General features: G+C 69.5%; 17 protein-coding genes. 8 read left to right on the top strand and 9 right to left on the bottom strand.

All coding sequences use genetic code 11. From position 1 onward, the window contains the following. Nucleotides 1–99: 99 nt before the first annotated feature. The 4 genes from FLV34_RS30210 to FLV34_RS30225 form a co-directional block, all read right to left on the bottom strand. Complete coding sequence (locus FLV34_RS30210; RefSeq protein ID WP_147944707.1) at nt 100–672, bottom strand: GNAT family N-acetyltransferase; 573 nt, start codon at nt 670–672, stop codon at nt 100–102. Between the two features lie 216 nt (nt 673–888). Further along, nucleotides 889–1,755 carry a macro domain-containing protein gene (locus tag FLV34_RS30215; protein WP_222709672.1) on the bottom strand — a complete coding sequence of 289 codons (867 nt, stop codon included), beginning with the start codon at nt 1,753–1,755 and terminating at the stop codon, nt 889–891. Between the two features lie 14 nt (nt 1,756–1,769). After that, nucleotides 1,770–2,516, bottom strand: coding sequence for a TIR domain-containing protein (locus FLV34_RS30220; RefSeq protein WP_142652724.1), 747 nt, complete (start codon nt 2,514–2,516; stop codon nt 1,770–1,772). Next, nucleotides 2,464–3,834 carry a hypothetical protein gene (locus tag FLV34_RS30225; RefSeq protein ID WP_222709673.1) on the bottom strand — a complete coding sequence of 457 codons (1,371 nt, stop codon included), beginning with the start codon at nt 3,832–3,834 and terminating at the stop codon, nt 2,464–2,466. The genes FLV34_RS30220 and FLV34_RS30225 overlap by 53 nt, the downstream gene beginning before the upstream one ends. Before the next feature lie 614 nt (nt 3,835–4,448). On the opposite strand from FLV34_RS30225, the gene FLV34_RS30230 reads away from it, so the two are divergent. Then, nucleotides 4,449–4,643: a hypothetical protein gene (locus tag FLV34_RS30230; protein WP_147944709.1), complete on the top strand. Its 195-nt coding sequence runs from the start codon at nt 4,449–4,451 to the stop codon at nt 4,641–4,643. A gap of 71 nt (nt 4,644–4,714) precedes the next feature. Here FLV34_RS30230 and FLV34_RS40825 read toward each other — a convergent pair whose 3' ends face one another. Both FLV34_RS40825 and FLV34_RS30235 read right to left on the bottom strand, forming a co-directional pair. Continuing rightward, nucleotides 4,715–4,861 (bottom strand): hypothetical protein, encoded by a 147-nt coding sequence (locus FLV34_RS40825; RefSeq protein WP_168066453.1) that lies wholly within the window; start codon nt 4,859–4,861, stop codon nt 4,715–4,717. Nucleotides 4,862–5,465: 604 nt separating this feature from the next. Next, entirely contained in the window at nt 5,466–6,815 is a 1,350-nt protein-coding gene (locus tag FLV34_RS30235) for an MFS transporter (protein ID WP_205830987.1), read from the bottom strand. A gap of 350 nt (nt 6,816–7,165) precedes the next feature. Between FLV34_RS30235 and FLV34_RS30240 the strand changes: the two genes are divergently transcribed. Together FLV34_RS30240 and FLV34_RS30245 are read left to right on the top strand one after the other, a co-directional pair. Continuing rightward, nucleotides 7,166–8,026: a class I SAM-dependent methyltransferase gene (locus FLV34_RS30240; protein WP_222709674.1), complete on the top strand. Its 861-nt coding sequence runs from the start codon at nt 7,166–7,168 to the stop codon at nt 8,024–8,026. Nucleotides 8,027–8,683: 657 nt separating this feature from the next. Next, complete coding sequence (locus FLV34_RS30245; protein WP_147944710.1) at nt 8,684–10,231, top strand: amino acid permease; 1,548 nt, start codon at nt 8,684–8,686, stop codon at nt 10,229–10,231. On the opposite strand, the gene FLV34_RS30250 is transcribed toward FLV34_RS30245, so the two are convergent. Continuing rightward, complete coding sequence (locus tag FLV34_RS30250) at nt 10,163–10,843, bottom strand: TetR/AcrR family transcriptional regulator (protein WP_205830985.1); 681 nt, start codon at nt 10,841–10,843, stop codon at nt 10,163–10,165. The genes FLV34_RS30245 and FLV34_RS30250 overlap by 69 nt on opposite strands. Nucleotides 10,844–11,003: 160 nt before the next feature. Here FLV34_RS30250 and FLV34_RS30255 point away from each other — a divergent pair, with 160 nt between their 5' ends. The 4 genes from FLV34_RS30255 to atzF are packed head-to-tail and all read left to right on the top strand — an operon-like array spanning nt 11,004 to nt 17,614. Then, a complete protein-coding gene (locus FLV34_RS30255; protein WP_147944711.1) occupies nt 11,004–11,819 on the top strand; it encodes an urea amidolyase associated protein UAAP1 in 816 nt (271 codons plus the stop codon). Further along, a complete protein-coding gene (locus FLV34_RS30260; RefSeq protein WP_142651214.1) occupies nt 11,816–12,427 on the top strand; it encodes an urea amidolyase associated protein UAAP2 in 612 nt (203 codons plus the stop codon). Before FLV34_RS30255 ends, FLV34_RS30260 begins: the two co-directional genes overlap by 4 nt. Continuing rightward, nucleotides 12,424–15,954, top strand: a complete 3,531-nt coding sequence (locus FLV34_RS30265) for a 5-oxoprolinase/urea amidolyase family protein (RefSeq protein ID WP_147944712.1) — start codon at nt 12,424–12,426, stop codon at nt 15,952–15,954. The genes FLV34_RS30260 and FLV34_RS30265 overlap by 4 nt, the downstream gene beginning before the upstream one ends. Beyond that, nucleotides 15,947–17,614, top strand: coding sequence for an allophanate hydrolase (gene atzF, locus FLV34_RS30270; protein ID WP_147944713.1), 1,668 nt, complete (start codon nt 15,947–15,949; stop codon nt 17,612–17,614). The genes FLV34_RS30265 and atzF overlap by 8 nt, the downstream gene beginning before the upstream one ends. 68 nt (nt 17,615–17,682) lie before the next feature. Here atzF and FLV34_RS30275 read toward each other — a convergent pair whose 3' ends face one another. Then, complete coding sequence (locus tag FLV34_RS30275; RefSeq protein ID WP_147944714.1) at nt 17,683–18,654, bottom strand: alpha/beta hydrolase fold domain-containing protein; 972 nt, start codon at nt 18,652–18,654, stop codon at nt 17,683–17,685. An 11-nt stretch (nt 18,655–18,665) separates the two neighbouring features. Next, on the bottom strand, nt 18,666–19,427 hold the full coding sequence (locus tag FLV34_RS30280) for an SDR family NAD(P)-dependent oxidoreductase (RefSeq protein WP_142651210.1): 762 nt from the start codon (nt 19,425–19,427) through the stop codon (nt 18,666–18,668). A gap of 116 nt (nt 19,428–19,543) precedes the next feature. Here FLV34_RS30280 and FLV34_RS30285 point away from each other — a divergent pair, with 116 nt between their 5' ends. Further along, nucleotides 19,544–20,110, top strand: coding sequence for a TetR/AcrR family transcriptional regulator (locus FLV34_RS30285; RefSeq protein WP_168066451.1), 567 nt, complete (start codon nt 19,544–19,546; stop codon nt 20,108–20,110). Nucleotides 20,111–20,119 lie beyond the last annotated feature (9 nt).

The raw sequence follows: 20,119 nt of genomic DNA on the forward strand, positions 1-20,119 counted from the left end.
GCCACCTTCGTCAACGGCAAGCTCGTCGAACGCCCCGACGATCAGCCCTCACCAGCAGCTGCTTAGGAACTCGTGATCCACAGGTCTTGACGATTGCTCCTAAGCCGGGGCCACACCCGCTCCTACCGAGGGCTTGAAGCCGGTCGGCGATGATTGCCGAAGGGCCCGCTCCTCTGTGCCCGTCAGGGCCTTCGCCATGACCTGCGTCCTGCTCACGCCGTCACGCAGCAGCTCTCCCGGCTTTCCGGTGTCCCTGAAGCCGTGGCGTTCGTACAGAGCGATGGCCCGGTCGTTACCCGGCATCACTGCCAACCGCAACGTACTGACCGCCCGATCACACACGGCCCACCGCTCGATCTCTCTGATCAACCGGTTTCCGACCCCTTTGCCACGAACCGAGGGACTCACCCAGAAGGAGATCAACTCAGCTTCGTCGGCTGTCTCGGCCGGAATGCCGGCGGCCATTCCAACCGGACGGTCGTCGATCGTGGCGATGACATTGTGGGAACCGGGCATCGCCAGGCGTGCCCGCCAGCGTTCCTCGCGGTCGCCTTCTCCCTGCCACTCCGACAACGTCGAGCCGAACGCGTACGGCGCCTCGGCAAGCGCGGCGAGCCGCAGCTCGCGCCAAATCGGCCAATCGTCTTCATACAGGACACGTAGTTCGATCACCGCCAAAACCTACAGGCGGCCACGGCACCACCCGCATCATCGGCAGGCGACGAGCGACCTGGGACGGAAGCGCGGCGGCAGCCGGGCGTGGTCGTAAGTTGCCATACGGGCTCAAGCCGCCGCCTGTGCCGGGCGGCGGTAACACGGCGCGTCCGCCCGCGGCCGCGCTACGTATCTCTTGGATCTGTTGCGCTCTGTCAGTCGACTCCTAGTCTTTTACAGTGCCGCAAGGAAAGCCTGCATCTCCAACATGTCCACCGTCTCGATATCATCCGGTCGGATGATCACGGTGAGCTCGCGGCATACCGGACGTACTCGAGATGAGGCAACAAAAGACAAAATAATCACTTTCAGAAGATTCTCGCGATCAAGAGCGTACACTCTTGCCAGCTCCGCACCCATGATGGGTACTGCCACGGCATTGAGTTGGCCCCTAGCCCCGATTGCTGTCCACAGTTTTCCTAAACTCATCCAGAAGTCGTCAATAGAGCATCGAGCCGTCAGATCATTACCCATCCTGCTATATGCCACGCAATAGATCCTCCGCTTGGGTGAACCAATGACGGCGACTGTCCCTATGGCGTACCGCATCAATTTCCCCTGCGGCTTTGTCGTTTTGGTCTCCACCTTAATAGGTGAGTATTCCGAGAGGGCTCGCGCTAGATCATCATCGAGCCTGCGACGATCGTTCTCGTAGGTTCGCTGTAGCAATTGTCCTTGAAGGCTTGCTCCATTGATTACGATGTCGTCTGTGGTGTCCGTGTCGAATGTGTCACAAAATCCCACAACGATATCAGTGTCCGACTCAAGAATATCGCCGACCCGGATTTCTATGGAAATATCGGGGTAATCGAATGCGCGTCCTGCATGGCGGCGTGGGAACGCCTTGAAGATGGCCCAGGCGAGGCATGCCGCCAGAGATAGCCCCGTCACTAGTCCTGGTTCAGCGAATCGAACGCCAAAGACTTGACCCGCGAACTGAATCGCCCCAGAGATGAGGCCAAAAGCGATGAGGAACTGCGCGAATAAAGCGTGCGGGCTCTGCGTGTGTTCCACACCATCTTGTTCTTTCTGCCTACGCACAATGATCTAATTTATCACCTGGCGGCGTGGCGCGTATATGCGTCGAGATTCTGGAGATGTTCTGTGTCCGCAAAATCCTCGCCGGTAGCTCTCACCGCGCATCCTGCCGTCTGCAGCCGCTGGCGCAACTTCAATATGCTCGGCACTGAGCCATCAAACTGAATGTAGTTGCGACCGCCTATATCTGAGAAATCTCGTAAGTGTCCCATCTTTATAAGAACCGTTCGCTCTGGGTACAAGCCGAAAGCCATGCCGGCCTCAAACAGAACGTTTGGCCTGGCTTGACACTGCGTGCCGTGCTCGGGATCGGGCCCGCTCCCCTGAAGTGAAGGGTGCAGGCGGACGATGTCGTCCGGGGTCATCAATACCAAGGCGGCTTGGGCGATGGTGAAAGCGGCACGGACAGTGTCGCCCAAATAAGGGCTGGCCATCCCGACTTCTTGCACTATCGACTCCCATTCCAGAGGATGTAGGCCCATCCTGCGGAGCAGGTCAAACATCCTCAACCGTGCCTGCGAGTCGCGTCCGTGGATGACGAACACGGTACGATCAAGGCCTTCGCGAGAATGTCCGGGACCGCGGGTGGATTGCTCGGTGTCGGGATGATGAGCGTAAGTCACGGCTCGAGCCTTCGGTCCGGATGCGACATTTGCCGCATTGATTTGCCCGTGACCACTGATCCAGATTCCTTCATTCTTATTCATTTCCTTACCTTCTTGTTGATCCATCGGCTCTGCCGGATCTACCCATGTGATCGCCATGGCTGATCGCTTGCGCGTTGTTGCCAGCGGCAACGCTGTCCGCCGTAATCGAACTATTTCCCGTCACCATCACCCCGTTGTTCATGATTGTGGTCTGTCGCTGAATCAATTCACCCGTATCAATGTTCCGACTATCAAGGAATTGAACCAGGGAGTCAAAGATCCGCTGCTCGACGACCTTCGTGTACATCTCGCTGTCGAGCTTCTGAAAGTAGCGCTGATAGCGGGAATCGCTTGCCCACTCCCTGATGCTGAAGAAGGCACCATGGTCGAAGTCCTGGCGGTCGACACCTCTTTTGTTCGGCGCGAGTGCTCGACGGTCGTCACGGTATTCGGAGAGGTGAGTGAACCCGCTGACAATTCCAGAGAACGGTCGGAGACAACTAAAGAACAAGCGCATATGGTCACTCACGCTTGAGACCGGCTCGATTTTATCGTATTTGCGAAACGAATCTTGGAGTGGAGTCAGAATTGAATGACTGGCTTCGATGAACAGATTTTTCTTAACCATAACGAAGCGTAGGAATATGGTTAAGGCGAGTTCGCCGTCCCAGCCGAGTAGGCGAATAACCATATACGGGCGCGCTCGTTTGTCTGGTGCCGCTAGGAGTTGATTGAAATGCACCTGGTCGACACCTGGCCGTGGACGCCCGTCGCTTTGAATGAACATGCTGTCATTAGGAACGTCCCGTCCGCTGACGAATACGCGATCCTCTACTGTCAAGCCCAACCACTTCAGTGCCTCTACCTGACTCTTGACATAGGTGCGGATGTCATGGACATCAAATAGCTCTGGAATCGTCCCCTCTATCCGTGGTTTCGTGAGGTCGATTGCAAACGACCAGCCGCCGATCACCTTGCCGTATCCTCGGAATGGCTTGAATCCTTGGTATATGGTGGTGTTTCCGCGTGTTAGATCAGCGATCTGACGCAGGCGGCTGCGCAAGAGAGGACTGCGTGGCTCGGGCGCGGTAGTTGCCGAGAACCTGTCGCGTCGAAGTGCCCCCGTCATCACGCGGTAATAGTGCAGCTTTGAGAGATACAGCACAAGCGAGGAGACGATTGTCGATAAGCCGATTGCCCATGGCAGTAAAGCAAGAGGTTCGAGTGAGACGGTCAATGCAGCACTGATAATTGAACCCAATACCACTAGGGTCAGTGGCAGGTTTACGGCGGTGAGGACGCAGTCCCGGATTGCCCGCCGCCTACGCGCCGCGCATGCATGCCGGAGCACGCCCACGACATCAAGACCCGGGGACATCGCGATGCCACGGCGAGGTTGCCGAATGATGTGGGCAACGAGGTTCTGCGCGAACATAGGGTCTGACTCGGCCGCGCAGCATAAGTATCGGGTTACCTGATAATCGGCTTCTGCGACGTCCACAACGGGGGTGTGGGCTAGAAGATCTTCCTCGGTAAGGCGATCTGAGAAGGTGACTGATGGAGCCTTGTCCGCTGTTGGGACTGCCCAGGGACAATCGGCGCAAGTGTTACCGCCAGGGGTGCGTGATTGGCAGTCGCCGCATCGCATCCCCTGCTCGTTTCCCATCGGGTGCAGTAGTGACCTCGCTTGAGCAGGCAGATTATGGAGCGTTACAGATGTAGTACATATGTCTCTATACACCTCCAAGTCGCCGTCGGCCAGTGTTTGCAGGAAAGCTCGCGACCAGTGGTCCCAAGTTCCTACTGGCAGGTAGCGGGGATGGTTTCGGAAACCGCTTATCAAGGGACATTTGTGCTGCTCAAAGCATTGACTCGAGCTCGGGCAGTCCTCACCGTAAAGATCAGCGGCGGGGAGGGCCGATGACCGGGTCGTCCAAGCCGAGGTCCTCTAGAGCCGCAGGGGTGAGCACAATGCGTAATGCGTCATCGCGGATAGTGACTTCTCGAACGCAACCGTAGGCGGTTCGCTGGTCTGCGGTGACCAGGCAAGTGAGTGTCCAGGCCGAGATCCGCGTCTTGGTCGCCGGCTTCTTCGATGCCACTCATGAAGATCAGCATGAAGCCGCTGCCGTCCTCGTTTTCCGCTATCCCGGCCTGCCGGTAATTTTCGTCGAAGTCTTCGTCGCCGCCGGCGACACGGGCCGTGAATCGGTAGGTCACTACCGGGATATATCAGCCGGATAGTTCGCACGGGTTCCAACCGCGGCCCGCCGGCGCGTGGCGGGCTGCTCATCGCCGGGATCCGGCGGCGGTCGTCAGTGCTTTCCTGACGACGGAGGGAGAAGGGCGACCTGGTAGCGGTCGCGGTAGGCCACCCGTGAGCCCGGGGCGTTCTTGATGCGGATCACCCGTACGGTGTGACCCGCCTCGCGCAGCTCGGCCCAATGGTTCCGGCCGTACACGCGCCAGCCCTCCTCGGTCTACCAGAACCGGACCCGGCGGTTGTTCAGCGGTGGCAGGGGCAGCCCGTTCAGCGAGGAGCACGGACCGCCCGACGCTCACGCCCCGCGCAGCCGCGTGCCCGAGGGCCGCTCGCCGTCGTCGCGGGGGATGTCCGCGTCCACCCAGCTCGTGATCGTGTCCGCCAGGATCCGGTAGAGCATGCCGGCACCTCCCACCCAAGAATGGGCCGAATCGCCGGCGGTGACCAGGGTGCGGAGCCTCAGGCGGAGTACGGGTGCTCGCGGTGGGCCTGGCGCACCAGCCTCCGGGCGATCTCGGGCCAGACGCCCGGCAGCGGTTCGGCGAGTAGGGTCGCAGCCGACTGCAAGCTAACCGCTGCGGACGTCGTGAGGACGGTTCCGGCCGATCCCACGGTCGGCGAATATGCCGCGACGGGAACTGTTCGATGCGGCAGACGTTCTTCCGTGCTGTTGGAGAACCGGGTAGATCGCGTCTGCGAACTGGCGCAGCTTCAACCTGGACGCAGCGCGCGACGTACCGACCCCGTGCGGGTGCAGGGCGCAGGGGCGGCGCTCGGTCGGGGAGACGCCCAGGGCGGACGGATCATGCCAGCGCGGGCGCCTGCTCGGCCGGACCGGACGCCACACCGGCGGGGACACGCTGCTGGGCGGGCTCCCGGCCGGGCGGCTCAGGCTCGGGCGGCAACTGAAGGGGAGCCGCATGCGCGAGGGCGGGCCGGGCCGGCGCGCGCCCGCGCAGCCGGGCCAGGGCGAGCCCGGCGGCCACGGTGGCCAGGACCACCACGACACCGGTGACCTGCAAAGTCACGCGGGGGCCCACGATGTCGCAGAGCAGGCCGAGAAGCGGCCCGCCGATGGCCCCCGCGCCCGCGCTGACCACGCCTTGGACGGCGATGACCCGGCCGCGCATGTGGTCGGGGCTGTCCAGCTGGGCGCGGGTCGCGAGGGTGGTGTCGATGATCACAGCGCCGGCGGCGATCGGCAGCATGAGCGCGCCGAAGGCGGCCAGGCCGGGCATGAAGCCGCTGACGCTCTGGCCCACGCCGGTCAGCAGCGCGGTGACGAGCAGCAGGGCCACCGTGAGGCGGGGACGTCCGGCGGCGATCACCCCGCCGATCACCGTGCCGATCGCGAAGATCGTCGACAGCAGCCCGTATCCTCCGGCGCCGGCGGCCAGCGGTCCGGAGCTCATCGCCGCCATGGTGACCTGGTAGTTGCGGCCCAGGCTGCCCAGAATCAGCGCGAGCGCCAGCAGCACCACGAGCCAGGGCGTGCGAAGCACGTAGGACAGGCCGGCGCGCACCCCGCCCCGGTCCGTCTCGGAGTGCAGGAGCCGGTGCATCTCGGAGGCGCGCATGGCGAGGACGGCCACGATGACGGCGGCGAAGCTCAGGGCGTTGACGAGGAACAGGCCGGCCGTGCCGGTGAGTGGGAGAAGGGCCCCGGCCAGGCTCATGCCGAGGATGCGGCCGGCCGAATTGATGATCGATCCCAGCGCGAAGGCGTTCGGCAGGTCCCGCGCGGGGACCACCTCGGCCCCGAATCTGCCGAGGGCCGGGCCGCCGATGGCGTTCACGACGCCGCTCGCGAACACGATGGCGTACACCGGTGCCACGGAGCCGGGGGCGCCCGCGGCGGTGAGCGCGAGGAGAGCGGCGAGCGCCGCCTGAGCCACCTGCGTGGCGAGCACGACCGGGCGGGCGGGGAGCCGGTCGGCCAGGGAGCCGCCCCACAGCCCCAGCAGGAGCGTGGGTGCGGCCTGGAGGACCAGGCTGAGGCCCACGCTGGTCGCCGATCCGGTGGCCGAGAGGATCAGCCAGTTGACACCCAGCACCTGCATCCAGGTGCCAGTGACCGAGACCAGGTCTGCTCCTGCCCAGAGGCGGTAGTTGTGATGGCGAAAAGAGCGCAGCGTCGCCGCAGGCAAGGGCACTTCTTTGTCCTTCTTTGGGGCGATTATCCGGAATGGCAACACCTCGAGCCGAGAGAAGGATTCCGGTCAGACCGAAAATATGGCGCGGATCACACCCGGAGAAGGTTTGACCAGGCTTCCTCCGGGTGGCCCGCCGCCGGCTGGAGAGGGGGACGGTGGCGCCAGGTGCACGGACACATCGTGGGCAGCGGGTTCAGCGTCGACATCACGATCACCGACGCCGGCTGTCCGGTGAACCAGAAGAGCTGCCTGAGTGCTCGACGACATCGTTTCCTTGGAAGATGTCCAGGCGGAGGGCCGCGTCGATCGCCGATCTACGCTCGGGTCTTTGCGCTGGCTAGGCTGAACGCGTGACTGATGCGGGGGGACGGGTCGAGCCGTCCGGGGTGTGGGCCACGGCCGTGGGCGTGGCCCGGGTGAGGGCGATGGAGACGGCACGCGAGCAGCCGCTGTTCCGCGACCCGCTGGCGCAGGCCTTCGCCATGGCCGGTGGGAGAGACCCTGGGGCGCCGCCGCCCCCGCGCGCGGACGAGGCGGCGCAGTGCCGCCGGCTCGGTGTGGCCTTCTCCATCGTCATCCGGACGAAGTTCCTCGACGACCTGCTCGAGCGGGCGGTCGCGTCCGGCGTCCGGCAGGTCGTGCTGCTCGGAGCCGGGATGGACAGCAGGGCCTTCCGGATGGACTGGCCTGAGGGGACCCGGCTGTTCGAGGTCGACACAGCCGAACCGCTGGACTTCAAGGCGTCGGTGCTGCGTCAGGAGCGGGCCGTTCCGCGCTGCGAGCGGATCACCGTCCCGGTCGACCTGCATGAGGACTGGCCCGGCGCCTTGGCCGCGGCCGGGCACGATCCGGCGCAGCCGACGGTGTGGATCGCCGAGGGACTGCTGATCTATCTGCCCGAGGACGCGGTGCAGTCGCTGCTCGAACGGGTCGGCGCGCTGTCCGCCGCAGGCAGCAGGATGGGTCTGACACTGGGCTCGCGCGGGGTGCTCGAACGCTTCCGCGAGGACGCCACTCCGGGATCGGCGGCATCGATGTGGGTCTGGGAGATGCCGGAAGACCCGGTCGGCTGGCTGCACGGCCTCGGCTGGGAGGCGGAGACCTTCACCCTGCGTGAGCGCGCCGACGTCTACGGGCGCCCGATGCTCACCCCGCCGCAGCTTGACGAGGGCGCCGGCGGACTGGTCTCGGCGGTGCGCGCGGCGCACTGAGCACTATGGTGCGCGCGGCGCACTGAGCACTATGGTGCGCGCGGCGCACTGAGCACGATGAAGGCGCACGATGAAGGCCGGCCTCACATGTGGCGTCGGCAGAGCCTGTGGCGCATGCTGTCCGGCTCCGCGTGCTCCAGCACTTCCTGGCCATGACGAGTCAGCCGCCACCGGCGCGAGTCCATGAGACAAGGCCTCGCCCGACGTTCAGGTCCAGGCCACCCGGCGGTCATCGCCCGCATGAAGGGTGGAACGTGTATCGAGGCCAAGCGGGGCGGACACTTCGTGTCCGTCATCGGCGGCGACGTCCGGGTGAGGCGCCGCGCGTGCGCTCGCTCGACGCGCTCACCGACGGCTCGCTGCGCGTCGTCGCCGATGGCCGGACGCCGCTCGACCAGCACCTCACGCGCGGCGGGGCGATCGAGTTCACCGTCCCGGCCCGGCCGGGCCGGGTGCGCGCCGAGCTGCGCCTCGGCAACGACCTGCCCGAGCAGGCCCCGCTGTGCGGACCGATCAGGGGATGCCCGCAGCGGGCGAGCGACGGTCGGGCGGTGAGGGATGCGTTACGGCGGATGAACGCGCGCGTGACGCCGGGGAAACGACGGCCCCGTACATATCTGTCAATCGACAGAAATCCCCCCAGCGCCCGGAGCCCCGATGGCCGTCACCGTCCCTTCCTCGCCCCCCACCGACGAGAGCGCCCTGCAGACGTTCGGCTACCGCCAGGAGCTGCACCGCAGCATGGGCAGGTACGCCTCCTTCGCCGCCGGATTCTCCTTCATCTCCGTGCTGACCACGGTCTTCCAGTTCTTCGCGTTCGGGTACGCCTTCGGAGGCCCCGCCTTCTTCTGGACCTGGCCCGTGGTGCTGGCAGGGCAGATCCTGGTCGCCCTCAACTTCGCCGAGCTGGCGGCCCGCTATCCGATCTCCGGCTCCATCTACCAGTGGTCGACGCGGCTCAGCACGGCGGCGTTCGGCTGGTTCGCCGGATGGATCATGATCCTCGGGCAGATCGTGGTGATCGCGGCGGCGGCGCTCGCCCTCCAGGTCGTGCTGCCCGCGATCTGGCCGGGCTTCCAGCTCGTCGGCGGCGACCCCACGCCCACGACGGCCACCGGTGCGGCCAACGCCGCGATCCTCGGCCTGGTGCTGCTCGCGCTCACCACGACCATCAACGTCGTCGACAACCGCGTTCTCGCCCGGGTCAACGGGATCGGCGTCACCGCCGAGATCATCGGGGCGGTGCTCATCGTGGTGCTGCTGCTCACCCACGCCGAGCACGGCCCCGGCATCACGCTCAGCACCGGCGGGCAAGGCGGAGCCATCGGCGCGCTGCTGGTCGGCTCGTTCACCGCCGCCTACGTCCTCATCGGGTTCGACAGCGCGGGGGAGCTGAGCGAGGAGACCCGCAACCCCCGGCGGGTCGCGCCGCATACGATCCTGACCGCGCTCACGGCGGCCGGGGGGCTCGGGGGGCTCATCCTGTTCGCCGGTCTGCTCGCCGCGCCCAGCCTGACCGACGGGAGGCTGGCCTCCGAGGGCCTGTCGTACGTGCTCACCAGCAGGCTGGGCGACTGGGTGGGCAAGCTGCTGCTGGCCGACGTGGTGCTCGCGATCACCGTGGCGACCCTGGCGATCCAGACCGCCGCCACCAGGATGCTGTTCTCCATGTCGCGCGACGGGGCGATGCCCTGGTCCAAGGCGCTGTCCAGGGTCTCGCCCCGCAGCGGGATGCCGACCGGGCCCGCGCTGGTCACCGGGATGGGCGCGGCGGCCATCCTGCTGCTCAACTTCGCCTCTCCGGAGGCGTTCCTGGCCATCGGCACCACCTGCATCGTGCTGCTCTACCTGGCGTACGCGATGGTGACGGGCCCGCTGCTGCTCCAGCGCCTGCGCGGCGGCTGGCGGGGCGGGGCGCCGGCCGGGTTCGCCGAGGACGGCAGCCGGCTGTTCAGCATGGGCCGCTGGGGCCTGCCGGTCAACGCGCTGGCCCTCTGCTACGGCCTGGCGATGGCGGTCAACCTGGCGTGGCCGAGGGCCGAGGTGTACGCGCCGATCACCGGCCACTGGTTCTTCCAGTGGTTCACTGTGCTCTTCCTGGCGGCGGTCGTGGCCCTGGGCGCGCTCTACCGGCGGCTACGCCGGCCCGCGGCCCGTGTCGCGCAGGCCGGGCAGATCCCCGTCGGGAACGCCGGCCAGGCGTAGCGCCGCGTCGGCGGTGGCGGCCGCCAGCGTCTCCAGGACGTCGGCGGCCATCTCGCCCGGAGCGTCCCTGCGGATCAGGATGACGCCCTCGATCAGCGCGAACAGCAGATCGGTGCGCAGCGCCCGCTCGGCGGGCGTCAGCGCCGCTCCGGCGGAGGTTTCCGCCAGCAGCCGGCCGTACGTGTCCTTGAGCTCGTCGCGCATGCGGCGGAAGGCGGCGAACCGTTCGGTGTGCACCTCGGGCAGCAGATAGAGCGCGCCCAGGTTGTGGGGGCCCGAGCACAGCAGCCTGGCGTCGCAGTAGCACAGCTCCCACAGCCGCTGCTCCGGCGTGCCGCCGGTGAGAGCGCGGGCGGTCTCCAGCGAGGGCCGCACCGTGCTCTCCAGCAGTTCGGCGAGGATGTCCTCCTTGCCGCCGAAATAGTGGTAGATCGACGCCTGCCTGATCCCGGCCCGCTCGGCCATCGCCCGCGTCGAGGTCGCGGCGTAGCCGTGCGTCGTGAACAACTCCGCCGCCGCCGTCAGGATCTCCTCCCGGGGGCTCAGCTCACTTCGGGGCCGTTCGACGGCTCGCGGCCTGCCGACTCTTCTGACGGTGGAACTGGCACTCACCGGACGATCGTCGCACACCTCCGGACGGGCGCCGCCGCTGTGCGCTTCCGGTAACGGATGGGAAACGTCGCGGCGCGTGAGAGGAAACATGCGCCGCCTAATTTCTGTCATGCGACAGAAATTCGCCCCCGGAACTTCCACCCCCCGAGGAGATCGCGTCATGGCGACCAGCACGACGTACGGCGCGCGCGAGCACGCCCGAGCACAGGAAGGCACCACGAGCGACACCATGCCGGTGCTCCCGGCCTCCGACTGGCCCGCCCCGCCGGACGGCGTCGACCCCGCCGACCTCGTGTGGGCCGAGACCGTCGCCGGGGGCGGCTACACCCACAAGGTGCTGGCCCGGGGCACCGAGCTGCGCCTCACCGACCTCGCCGGCGACGCCTGCGCACACCTGCTGCTCTACGTCGAGGGCCGCCCCTGGGAACGGCTCAACGTCGCCGACACCGTCAAGGTGCTGTGGAACGCCTACATCGGCGAAGGCCACCTGCTGCTGTCGGACCAGGGCCGCGTGCTGGCCTCGATGGTCGCCGACACCTCCGGCCGCCATGACACCATCTGCGGGACCTCCACCCTGCGGCGCAACATCGAGCGGTACGGCGACGGCTCGCCGCAGGGCGCGTCCCCCGCCGGGCGGGAGCTGTTCACGCTGGCCGCCGCCAAGCACGGCCTGCAGCCCCGGGACCTGCCCCCGTCGATCTCCTTCTTCCAGGGGGTCAGGGTCGGCCCCGACGGCGGCCTGATCTTCACCGGCTCGGCCGGGCCCGGCGCGTCGGTCACCCTGCGCGCCGAGATGCCGCTGGTCGTGCTCATCGCCAACACCGCGCACCCCATCGACCCGCGCCCCGCCTACACCTGCACCACGCTGGAGGTCCTGGCCTGGCGCGCCCGGCCCACCGCACCCGACGACCCCCTGTGGCAGGCGAGCCCCGAAGGCCGCCGCGCCTTCCTCAACACCGCCGAGGTGACCCGATGACCCTCACCGACACGTCCGTGCTCGACGTCACCGTCGCCGCCCGCGCCCCCTGGTCGGCCGTCATCCGCGCCGGGCAGGAGCTGACCATCACCGACCTCGGCGGCAACCAGGCGGTCGACTTCCTGCTGTACGACGCGCACGACACGGCCGTCCGCTACAGCGCCCCCGACACCATCCACGCCCAGGGCAACATCTTCCTCACCACCGGCAGCGTGCTGCTGTCGAACGAGCACACCCCGCTGATGACCGTCGTCGCGGACACCTGCGGCCGCCACGACACCGTCGGCGGCGCCTGCTCCAAGGAGTCCAACACCCTGCGCTACGGGCACCACACCTACTCCCAGCACGCCTGCGTCGAGAACTTCCTCATCGAGGGCAGCCGCCACGGGCTCGGCAAGCGCGACCTGGTCAGCAACATCAACTGGTTCATGAACGTCCCGGTCGAGGCCGACGGCACGCTCGGCATCGTGGACGGCATCTCCGCCCCCGGCCTCGCGGTCACCCTGCGCGCCGAGACCGACGTGCTGGTCCTGGTCTCCAACTGCCCGCAGATCAACAACCCGTGCAACGGCTTCGACCCCACGCCCGTACGGATGACGGTGCGATGAACACCCTCCTCGTCGCCAACCGGGGCGAGATCGCCGTCCGCGTCATCGCCACCGCCCGCCGCCTCGGGCTGCGCACGGTCGCCGTCTACTCCGACGCCGACCGGGGCGCCGCCCACGTCCGCCTGGCCGACCACGCCGTACGGCTCGGCCCCGCTCCGGCCAGGGAGAGCTACCTCGATGCCGATCGCGTGCTGCGGGCCGCCCTGGACAGCGGCGCGGACGCCGTCCACCCCGGTTATGGCTTCCTGTCGGAGGACGCCGCCTTCGCGCGCCGGGTCGAGGCCGCAGGGCTGGCCTTCGTCGGTCCCACTCCCGAGCAGCTCGACCTGTTCGGGGCCAAGCACACCGCCCGCGCCGCCGCCGAGGCGGCCGGGGTGCCCCTGCTCCCCGGCACCGGCCTGCTCCCCGACCTCGACGCGGCCCTGGACGCCGCGAGCGACATCGGCTATCCGGTCATGCTCAAGGCCACCGGCGGAGGCGGCGGCATCGGCATGCGCGCCTGCCGCGACGCCGGCGAACTGGCCCAGGCGTGGCAGAGCGTCGAGCGTACGGCCGCCGCGAGCTTCGCCTCGGCCGGGCTGTTCCTGGAGCGCCTGGTCGAGGGGGGCCGGCATGTCGAGGTGCAGGTCTTCGGCGACGGCATGGGCAACGTCGTCGCGCTCGGCGACCGCGACTGCTCGCTGCAGCGGCGCCACCAGAAGGTGCTGGAGGAGGCACCCGCGCCCGGCCTGCCGCCGGCCGTGCGGGCCAGGCTCGCGGACAGCGCCGCCGGTCTGTGCGCCTCCGTGCGCTACCGGTCGGCCGGCACCGTCGAGTTCATCTACGACCCCGTGCGCGCCGAGCCGTACTTCCTGGAGGTCAACACCCGTCTCCAGGTGGAGCACCCGGTCACCGAGGCGATCTACGGCGTCGACCTGGTCGAGTGGATGCTGCGCCTGGCCCAGGGCGACGCCGGGCACGTGCACGCCGCCCTGCGCACCCCGCCCGTGGCCGTCGGCCACGCCGTCGAGGCCCGGGTCTACGCCGAGGACCCTAGCCGCGACCACCGGCCCAGCGCGGGCCTGCTCACCCACGTCGCGTTCCCCCCGGGCGTACGGGTCGACGGCTGGGTCGAGACGGGCACCCAGGTGAGCAGCGCCTACGACCCGCTGCTCGCCAAGGTGATCGCGCACGGCGCCGACCGGGAACAGGCACTCGACCGGCTGGCCGCGGCGCTGGCCGAGACCAGGATCGACGGCGTCGAGACCAACGTCGGGCTGCTGCGCGCCGCCGCCGGCGACCCCTCCGTACGGGCGGCAACGCACGGCACCGCTACCCTGGCCGGGCTCGCCGACGGCTCCCGGCGCGTCGAGGTGGTGCGCCCCGGCACGCTCACGACCGTTCAGGACTGGCCGGGACGCGCCGGCTACTGGCAGGTGGGCGTGCCGCCGTCCGGACCGATGGACGACCGCTCCTTCAGATATGGCAACGCCGTCCTCGGCAACGACCCCGGCGCGCCCGGCCTGGAGTGCACGCTGCGGGGCCCGGCGCTGCGCTTCAGCCACGCCGCCACCGTCTGCGTCACCGGCGCGCCCACGCCCGTCACCGTGGACGGCACGCCGGTGCCGCAGTGGGAGCCGGTCACCGTGCCCGCCGGCGGCGTGCTGGACATCGGCGCCGCCGAAGGGCCGGGGTTGCGGGTCTCCCTGCTCGTCGCGGGCGGGTTCGACGTGCCCGCCTATCTGGGCAGCGCCGCGACGTTCACGCTCGGCGGGTTCGGCGGCCACGGCGGCCGGGCCCTGCGCGCGGGTGACGTCCTTCACGGGGGCCGCCTCTACGACGGCGGCGCGGACGGTGGTGTAACCCTGGCGGAGCGGCCCGAGTTCGGGCACGCCTGGCGGATCGGCGTGGTCGAGGGCCCGCACGCCAACCCCGAGTTCTTCACCGACGAGGACATCCGCGACTTCTACGCCGCCCAGTGGAAGGTCCACCACAACTCCGCGCGCACCGGCGTCCGCCTGGTCGGCCCCAAACCGCGCTGGGCCCGCCTCGACGGGGGAGAGGCGGGACTGCATCCGTCCAACATCCACGACACCCCCTATTCGGTGGGCGCGGTGGACTACACCGGCGACATGCCGGTCGTGCTCGGCCCCGACGGCCCCTCGCTCGGCGGGTTCGTGTGCCCGGCCACCGTCGTCACCTCGGAACGCTGGAAACTCGGCCAGCTCCGGCCGGGAGACACCGTCACCTTCGTCCCCGTGCCGCCCGCGATCGGCGTCCCCGGCGACGGCGGCGTGCTGCACCGTCTCCCCGAGACCGGCGAGCGGCCCGCCGTCACCTACCGGCGCAGCGGCGACGACAACATCCTCGTCGAGTATGGCCCGATGGAGCTCGACCTGGGCCTGCGCATGCGGGTGCACGCGCTGTCGGAGGCGGTCGCCGCCCGCGACCTGCCTGGTGTCGTCGACCTCACCCCCGGCATCCGGTCGCTTCAGGTCCATCTCGACCCGGCCGTGCTCTCGCAGCGCGACCTGCTGGTCGAACTGCTCCACATCGAGGCCGGTCTGCCGCCCACCGGGGAGCTGGAGGTGCCCAGCCGCGTCGTCCACCTGCCCCTGTCGTGGGACGATCCCGCCACCCGGGAGGCCATCGCCCGCTACATGGCGGGCGTGCGCGACGACGCGCCCTGGTGCCCGTCGAACATCGAGTTCATCCGGCGGGTGAACGGCCTGGAGGACGAGGCCGAGGTCCATCGCATCGTCTTCGACGCCGAATATCTCGTCCTCGGGCTCGGCGACGTCTATCTCGGCGCGCCCGTGGCCACCCCGCTCGATCCCCGGCACCGCCTGGTCACGACCAAGTACAACCCCGCCCGCACCTGGACCGCCGAGAACTCCGTCGGCATCGGCGGCGCGTACCTGTGCATCTACGGCATGGAGGGACCGGGCGGCTACCAGTTCGTCGGCCGCACCACGCAGGTGTGGTCGAGCTGGCAGCAGCGCGGCGCGTTCGAGCCCGGCTCGCCCTGGCTGCTGCGCTTCTTCGACCGGATCCGCTGGTATCCGGTGACGGCCGAAGAGCTGCTCGAACTGCGCGCCGACCTGGCGGCCGGGCGCCTCGAACCCAAGATCGAAGAAGGAGTGTTCCGGCTCGCCGACTATCGCCGCTTCCTCGACGAGCACGCCGGCTCCATCGCGGCCTTCCGCGAACGGCAGGCCGCCGCCTTCGCGGCCGAGCGCGCGGCCTGGCAGGCGGCGGGCGAGTTCGACCGCGCGGAGCAGCCACCGGGCCCGGCCGAGACCGAGCTGGACGTCCCGCCGGGCTGCCGGGTGGTGGAGGCGGAGTTCGCCGCGAGCGTCTGGCAGATCGGCGTCACACCCGGCAGGCGGGTCGCCGAGGGGGAACCGCTGATCGTGCTGGAGGCGATGAAGATGGAGTCCGCCGTCCTGGCCCCGGAGGACGGCGTGGTCGAACGCGTCCTGGTCAGGCCCGGTGAGCAGGTCGAGGCGGGCGTCCCGATGGTGGTGCTGAGGAGTGATCGTGGCTGAGACGGCACTGGACCGGGTCCGCAGGGCCTACGCGCGGATCGCCGAGACCGGCCGTCCGGAGATCTGGATCGACCTGCGGCCGCAGGCCGACGTTGAGGACGAGGCCGCCGCCGTGGACGCCCGGGTGGCGGGCGGCGAACCCCTTCCCCTCGCGGGCCGCCTGCTGGCGGTGAAGGGCAACATCGACGTGGCCGGACTGCCGACCACCGCGGGCTGCCCCTCCTACGCCTACCTCCCGGACGCCGACGCCCCCGCCGTGGCCGCCCTGCGCGAGGCCGGCGCGATCGTGCTCGGCACCACCAACCTGGACCAGTTCGCCACCGGGCTCGTGGGCACCCGCAGCCCGTACGGCGCGGTGCGCGCCGCCACGGACCCGGCCCGGATCTCCGGGGGATCCAGCTCGGGCTCGGCGGTCGCCGTCGCACTCGGCCTGGCCGACCTCGCGCTCGGCACCGACACCGCGGGCTCGGGCCGGGTTCCGGCCGCCTTCAACGGCATCGTGGGGATCAAGCCGACCCGTGGCCTGATCTCTGCGGACGGCGTGGTGCCTGCCTGCCGGAGCCTCGACTGCGTCAGCGTCTTCGCCCGCACGCTCCCCGAGGCCCAGCGGGCACTGGCCATGATGACCGGCTCCTCCGCACGGCCCGCGTCCCGTCCGGCCCGCCGTACAGGGCCGTGGCGGGTGGCCGTGCCCGCCACCGCCGATCTCGGCCCGCTGGCCCCGGGCTGGGCCGAGGCGTTCGAGGCGACGGCGGGACGGCTGGCCTGGGCGGGCGTGGAGGCCGGCCCGATCGACCCCGGCCCCTTCCTGGAGGCCGCCGCGCTGCTCTACCAGGGGGCGTTCGTCGCCGAGCGCTACACCGCCGTCGGCGCGTTCGTCGAGAAGGGCGGCCCCGACCTGGATCCGGTCGTCGCCTCCATCATCACCGCCGCCCGCGACCTGCCCGCCCACCGCCTGTTCGCCGACCGGGAACGGCTCGCGGAGCTGCGGGAGCGGGCCTTCTCCCTGCTGGGCGACCGCGACGCGCTGCTCCTGCCGGTCACCCCGCGCCATCCCACGCCGGCACAGGTCGCGGCCGACCCCGTCGGCGTCAACAGCGACCTCGGCCGCTTCACCAACTTCGTCAACCTCTTCGACATGTGCGCGCTTGCCATACCGGCCGGGCAGGTGGACGGCCTGCCGTACGGCGTCATGCTCGTCGGCCGGGCCCACGCCGACGACGACCTGGCCGCCATCGCCCGGCTGCTCCAGCCGGTCGTACGGCTCGCGGTGGTCGGCGCGCACCTGTCGGGACAGCCGCTCAACCACGAGCTCATCACGCGCGGCGCCCGCCTGGTGGCCGCCTCCACGACCGCCGCGCGTTATCGGCTGCACGCCCTGGCCACCGACCCGCCCAAACCCGGGCTCGTACGGGTCGCCGAAGGCGGCGCGGCCATCGAGTGCGAGGTGTGGGAGCTGCCCGCCGAAGGGCTGGGCGACATGCTCGCGGCCCTTCCCCGCCCGATGACGTTCGGCCAGGTCGAGCTGGCCGACGGCGCGAACGTGCCGGGCTTCCTCTGCGCCCCCGAAGGGCTGCGGGGCGCGGCCGACATCACCGGGCACGGGGGATGGCGCGCCTACCTCCGGTCACAGGCGGTTCACGGCCGACCGGCACCCTGACGCCGCCGTCAGCATCCGGGAGGCGTGAACTCCCGGGTACGCCTGCGGCCGCCGGGCTCGGAGGCGGCTCAGCCGTGCAGGCTGCGGCGGAGGAAGGCGTGCCACGTCTGCTCGAACGAGCGGGCCAGGGCCGACGTGGCCGCGAAGCGATCCCATGCGTGGAACGCGCGGGCGTAGAGGTGCAGGTCGACCGGCACACCGGCGGCGGTCAGCCGGCGGGCGAAGTCGATGCCCTCGTCGCGCAGCACGTCGAACTGGGCGACGGCGACGAAGGTGTCCGGCAGGCCGGCGAGATCGGTGGCCCGGCCGGGCGCGGAGTAGGGGTGCACGTCGTCCGTGCCCAGCCGGTCGCCCAGGACCGCGGCCCAGGCGAGCCCCATGTCCGTACGGGTGAAGACGACCTCGGAGACGGCCTCGAAGCTCGACGGCGACTCCAGGCGGTCGTCGAGCATCGGGTAGAGCAGGGACAGCGAGCACGGCCGTACGGCGTGCCGATCGCGCACCATGAGCGCGGTGGCCGCGGCGGGCGCTCCGCCGCCGCTGGCACCGGCGAGCCCGATCCGGTGCGGGTCGATCCGGTGCTCGGCGGCGTGCTCGACGAGGTGGGTGTAGGCGAGGTAGCCGTCCTCGGCGGCACCGGGAGCCGGGGTCTCCGGGGCGAGCCGGTAGACGACGGCGGCCAGGACGCGGCCGAGGTCCAGGGCCAGGGCGGTGTGGTAGGCGTCGTCGTCGCGGGCGTTGTCGCCGAGGACCTGGGCGCCGGCGTGGAACCAGACCAGCGCGGGGAGGGCGTGCCCGGCGCCGGCCGGGCGATAGAGGACCACTTCGAGCTCGGTCCGGTCGGCCCGGGGGATGCGCAGCGTCTCGATCGTGACCCGCGGGTCCGCAGGGGCCGGGGCCAGGTGGGCGCGGGCCGCGCGCATCCGCGCGCGCAGGCCAGGGATGTCGGAGAGGTCGAGCAGGGTGCCGTTCGCGGCCTTGGGCATCGCGGCGAACGCGGTGGCGAGCTCCGGGTCGAGCGCGTCGTTGATTCCGGGCATGGGAGGTCCTTTCAGAACAGGGAGGGCTGGCCGCTGCCGGCGGTGATGCCGCCGTCGACGGGCAGGATGACGCCGGTGATGAAACGGGCGTCGTCCGAGGCCAGGAAGCCGACGGCGGCGGCGACGTCGGCCGGGGTGCTGAAGCCGGCGAGCGCCCGGCGCTGGTTGAAGCGTTCGACGAGGTCGGCGTGCTCGGCCGCCAGTTCTTCCGGTCCGGTCAGCGACGGGGCGACGGTGTTCACCCGGATGCCGAAATGGCCGAGGTCGAAGGCGAGCCCGCGGGTGAAGTTCACGACCGCGCCCTTGGCCGCGTTGTAGGCGGTGAGCATGCGGTCGCCGCCGAGGCCGGAGGCCGAGGCGATGTGGACGATGCTGCCGCGGCTGTCCTTCAGGTACGGCAGCGCCGCCTGCGCGCCGAAGAAGCAGCTGTCGACGTCGGTGCTCATGAGGAGCCGCCAGTCCGCCAGTGTCGTGTCCGCGAACTCCTTGCCGAGGCCGACGCCGGCGTTGGAGACCAGGACGTCGATGCCGCCGAACCGGGCGGCGCCGGCGTCGATCATCGCCCGCACCTCGTCCTGGCGGGTGACGTCGGTGGCGACGGGGAGCGCACGGTGGGCGCCGAGCTCGGCCGCGAGGGCCTCCAGCCGGTCCTTGCGCCGCGCGGCGAGCACGACGTTGGCCCCTTCGGCCGCGAACCGCCGTGCGATGCCCTCGCCGATGCCGGAACCGGCTCCGGTGACCACGACCGTCCTGCCGGTGAATCGCTGTTCCACGATGACCTTCTTAACGTCAGTGACTGACGCATTTGCGTCAGTCGCTGACTGTACGATGCGACAGTCACTGACGCAACTTCGTGTCAGTCACTGTCGCCTGTGATAGGGTCACAGCCGTGCCACGGAACGGGGATGAAGTGCGGCTGCGCCTCCAGGAGGCCGCGCTGGAGCTGTATCTGGAGCGTGGCTACGACAAGACCACGACCGGGGACATCGCCGCCCGCGCCGGGGTCACCGAGCGGACCTTCTTCCGCCACTTCGCCGACAAGCGCGAGGTCTTCTTCGACGGCGAGGCCCAGCTGCGCGACCTGCTGACCGGCGCGGTCGCGGCGGTGCCGGCCGGCACCAAGCCGCTGCCCACCCTGCGGGCCGCGTTCCACCAGGCCGTGCCGCTGATCGAACGCAACCTCCCGGTCACCAGGCGGCGGGCGCCGGTCATCGCCGCCACGCCGGCCCTGCAGGAACGGGCACTGGCCAAGAGCGCGGCCCTCGTCGCCGCGCTCACCGAGGCACTCCGCGCCCGCGGCGTCGCCGAGCCGCTCGCGGCCCTGTGCGCCCAGGTGGGCATGGACACCTACGCGGCCGCCATCCGCCGGTGGGGCGCCGACCCCGCCGACGACCTGCACGCCCATCTCGACCGGGCCTTCACCGATCTCCGGCTCGCCGCGAACGCCCTGAAGTAACACCGGGCA

It is taken from the genome of Microbispora sp. CSR-4 (assembly GCF_008033685.1).
GTDB lineage: Bacteria > Actinomycetota > Actinomycetes > Streptosporangiales > Streptosporangiaceae > Microbispora.

What these genes read in the sequence shown, in the direction of transcription:
- FLV34_RS30265 (WP_147944712.1), top strand. Translation starts at nt 12,424, where the DNA reads ATGAACACCCTCCTCGTCGCCAACCGGGGCGAGATCGCCGTCCGCGTC.
- FLV34_RS30225 (WP_222709673.1), bottom strand. Translation starts at nt 3,834, where the DNA reads ATGTTCGCGCAGAACCTCGTTGCCCACATCATTCGGCAACCTCGCCGT.
- FLV34_RS30260 (WP_142651214.1), top strand. Translation starts at nt 11,816, where the DNA reads ATGACCCTCACCGACACGTCCGTGCTCGACGTCACCGTCGCCGCCCGC.
- FLV34_RS30275 (WP_147944714.1), bottom strand. Translation starts at nt 18,654, where the DNA reads ATGCCCGGAATCAACGACGCGCTCGACCCGGAGCTCGCCACCGCGTTC.
- FLV34_RS30220 (WP_142652724.1), bottom strand. Translation starts at nt 2,516, where the DNA reads ATGGCGATCACATGGGTAGATCCGGCAGAGCCGATGGATCAACAAGAA.
- FLV34_RS30245 (WP_147944710.1), top strand. Translation starts at nt 8,684, where the DNA reads ATGGCCGTCACCGTCCCTTCCTCGCCCCCCACCGACGAGAGCGCCCTG.
- FLV34_RS30255 (WP_147944711.1), top strand. Translation starts at nt 11,004, where the DNA reads ATGGCGACCAGCACGACGTACGGCGCGCGCGAGCACGCCCGAGCACAG.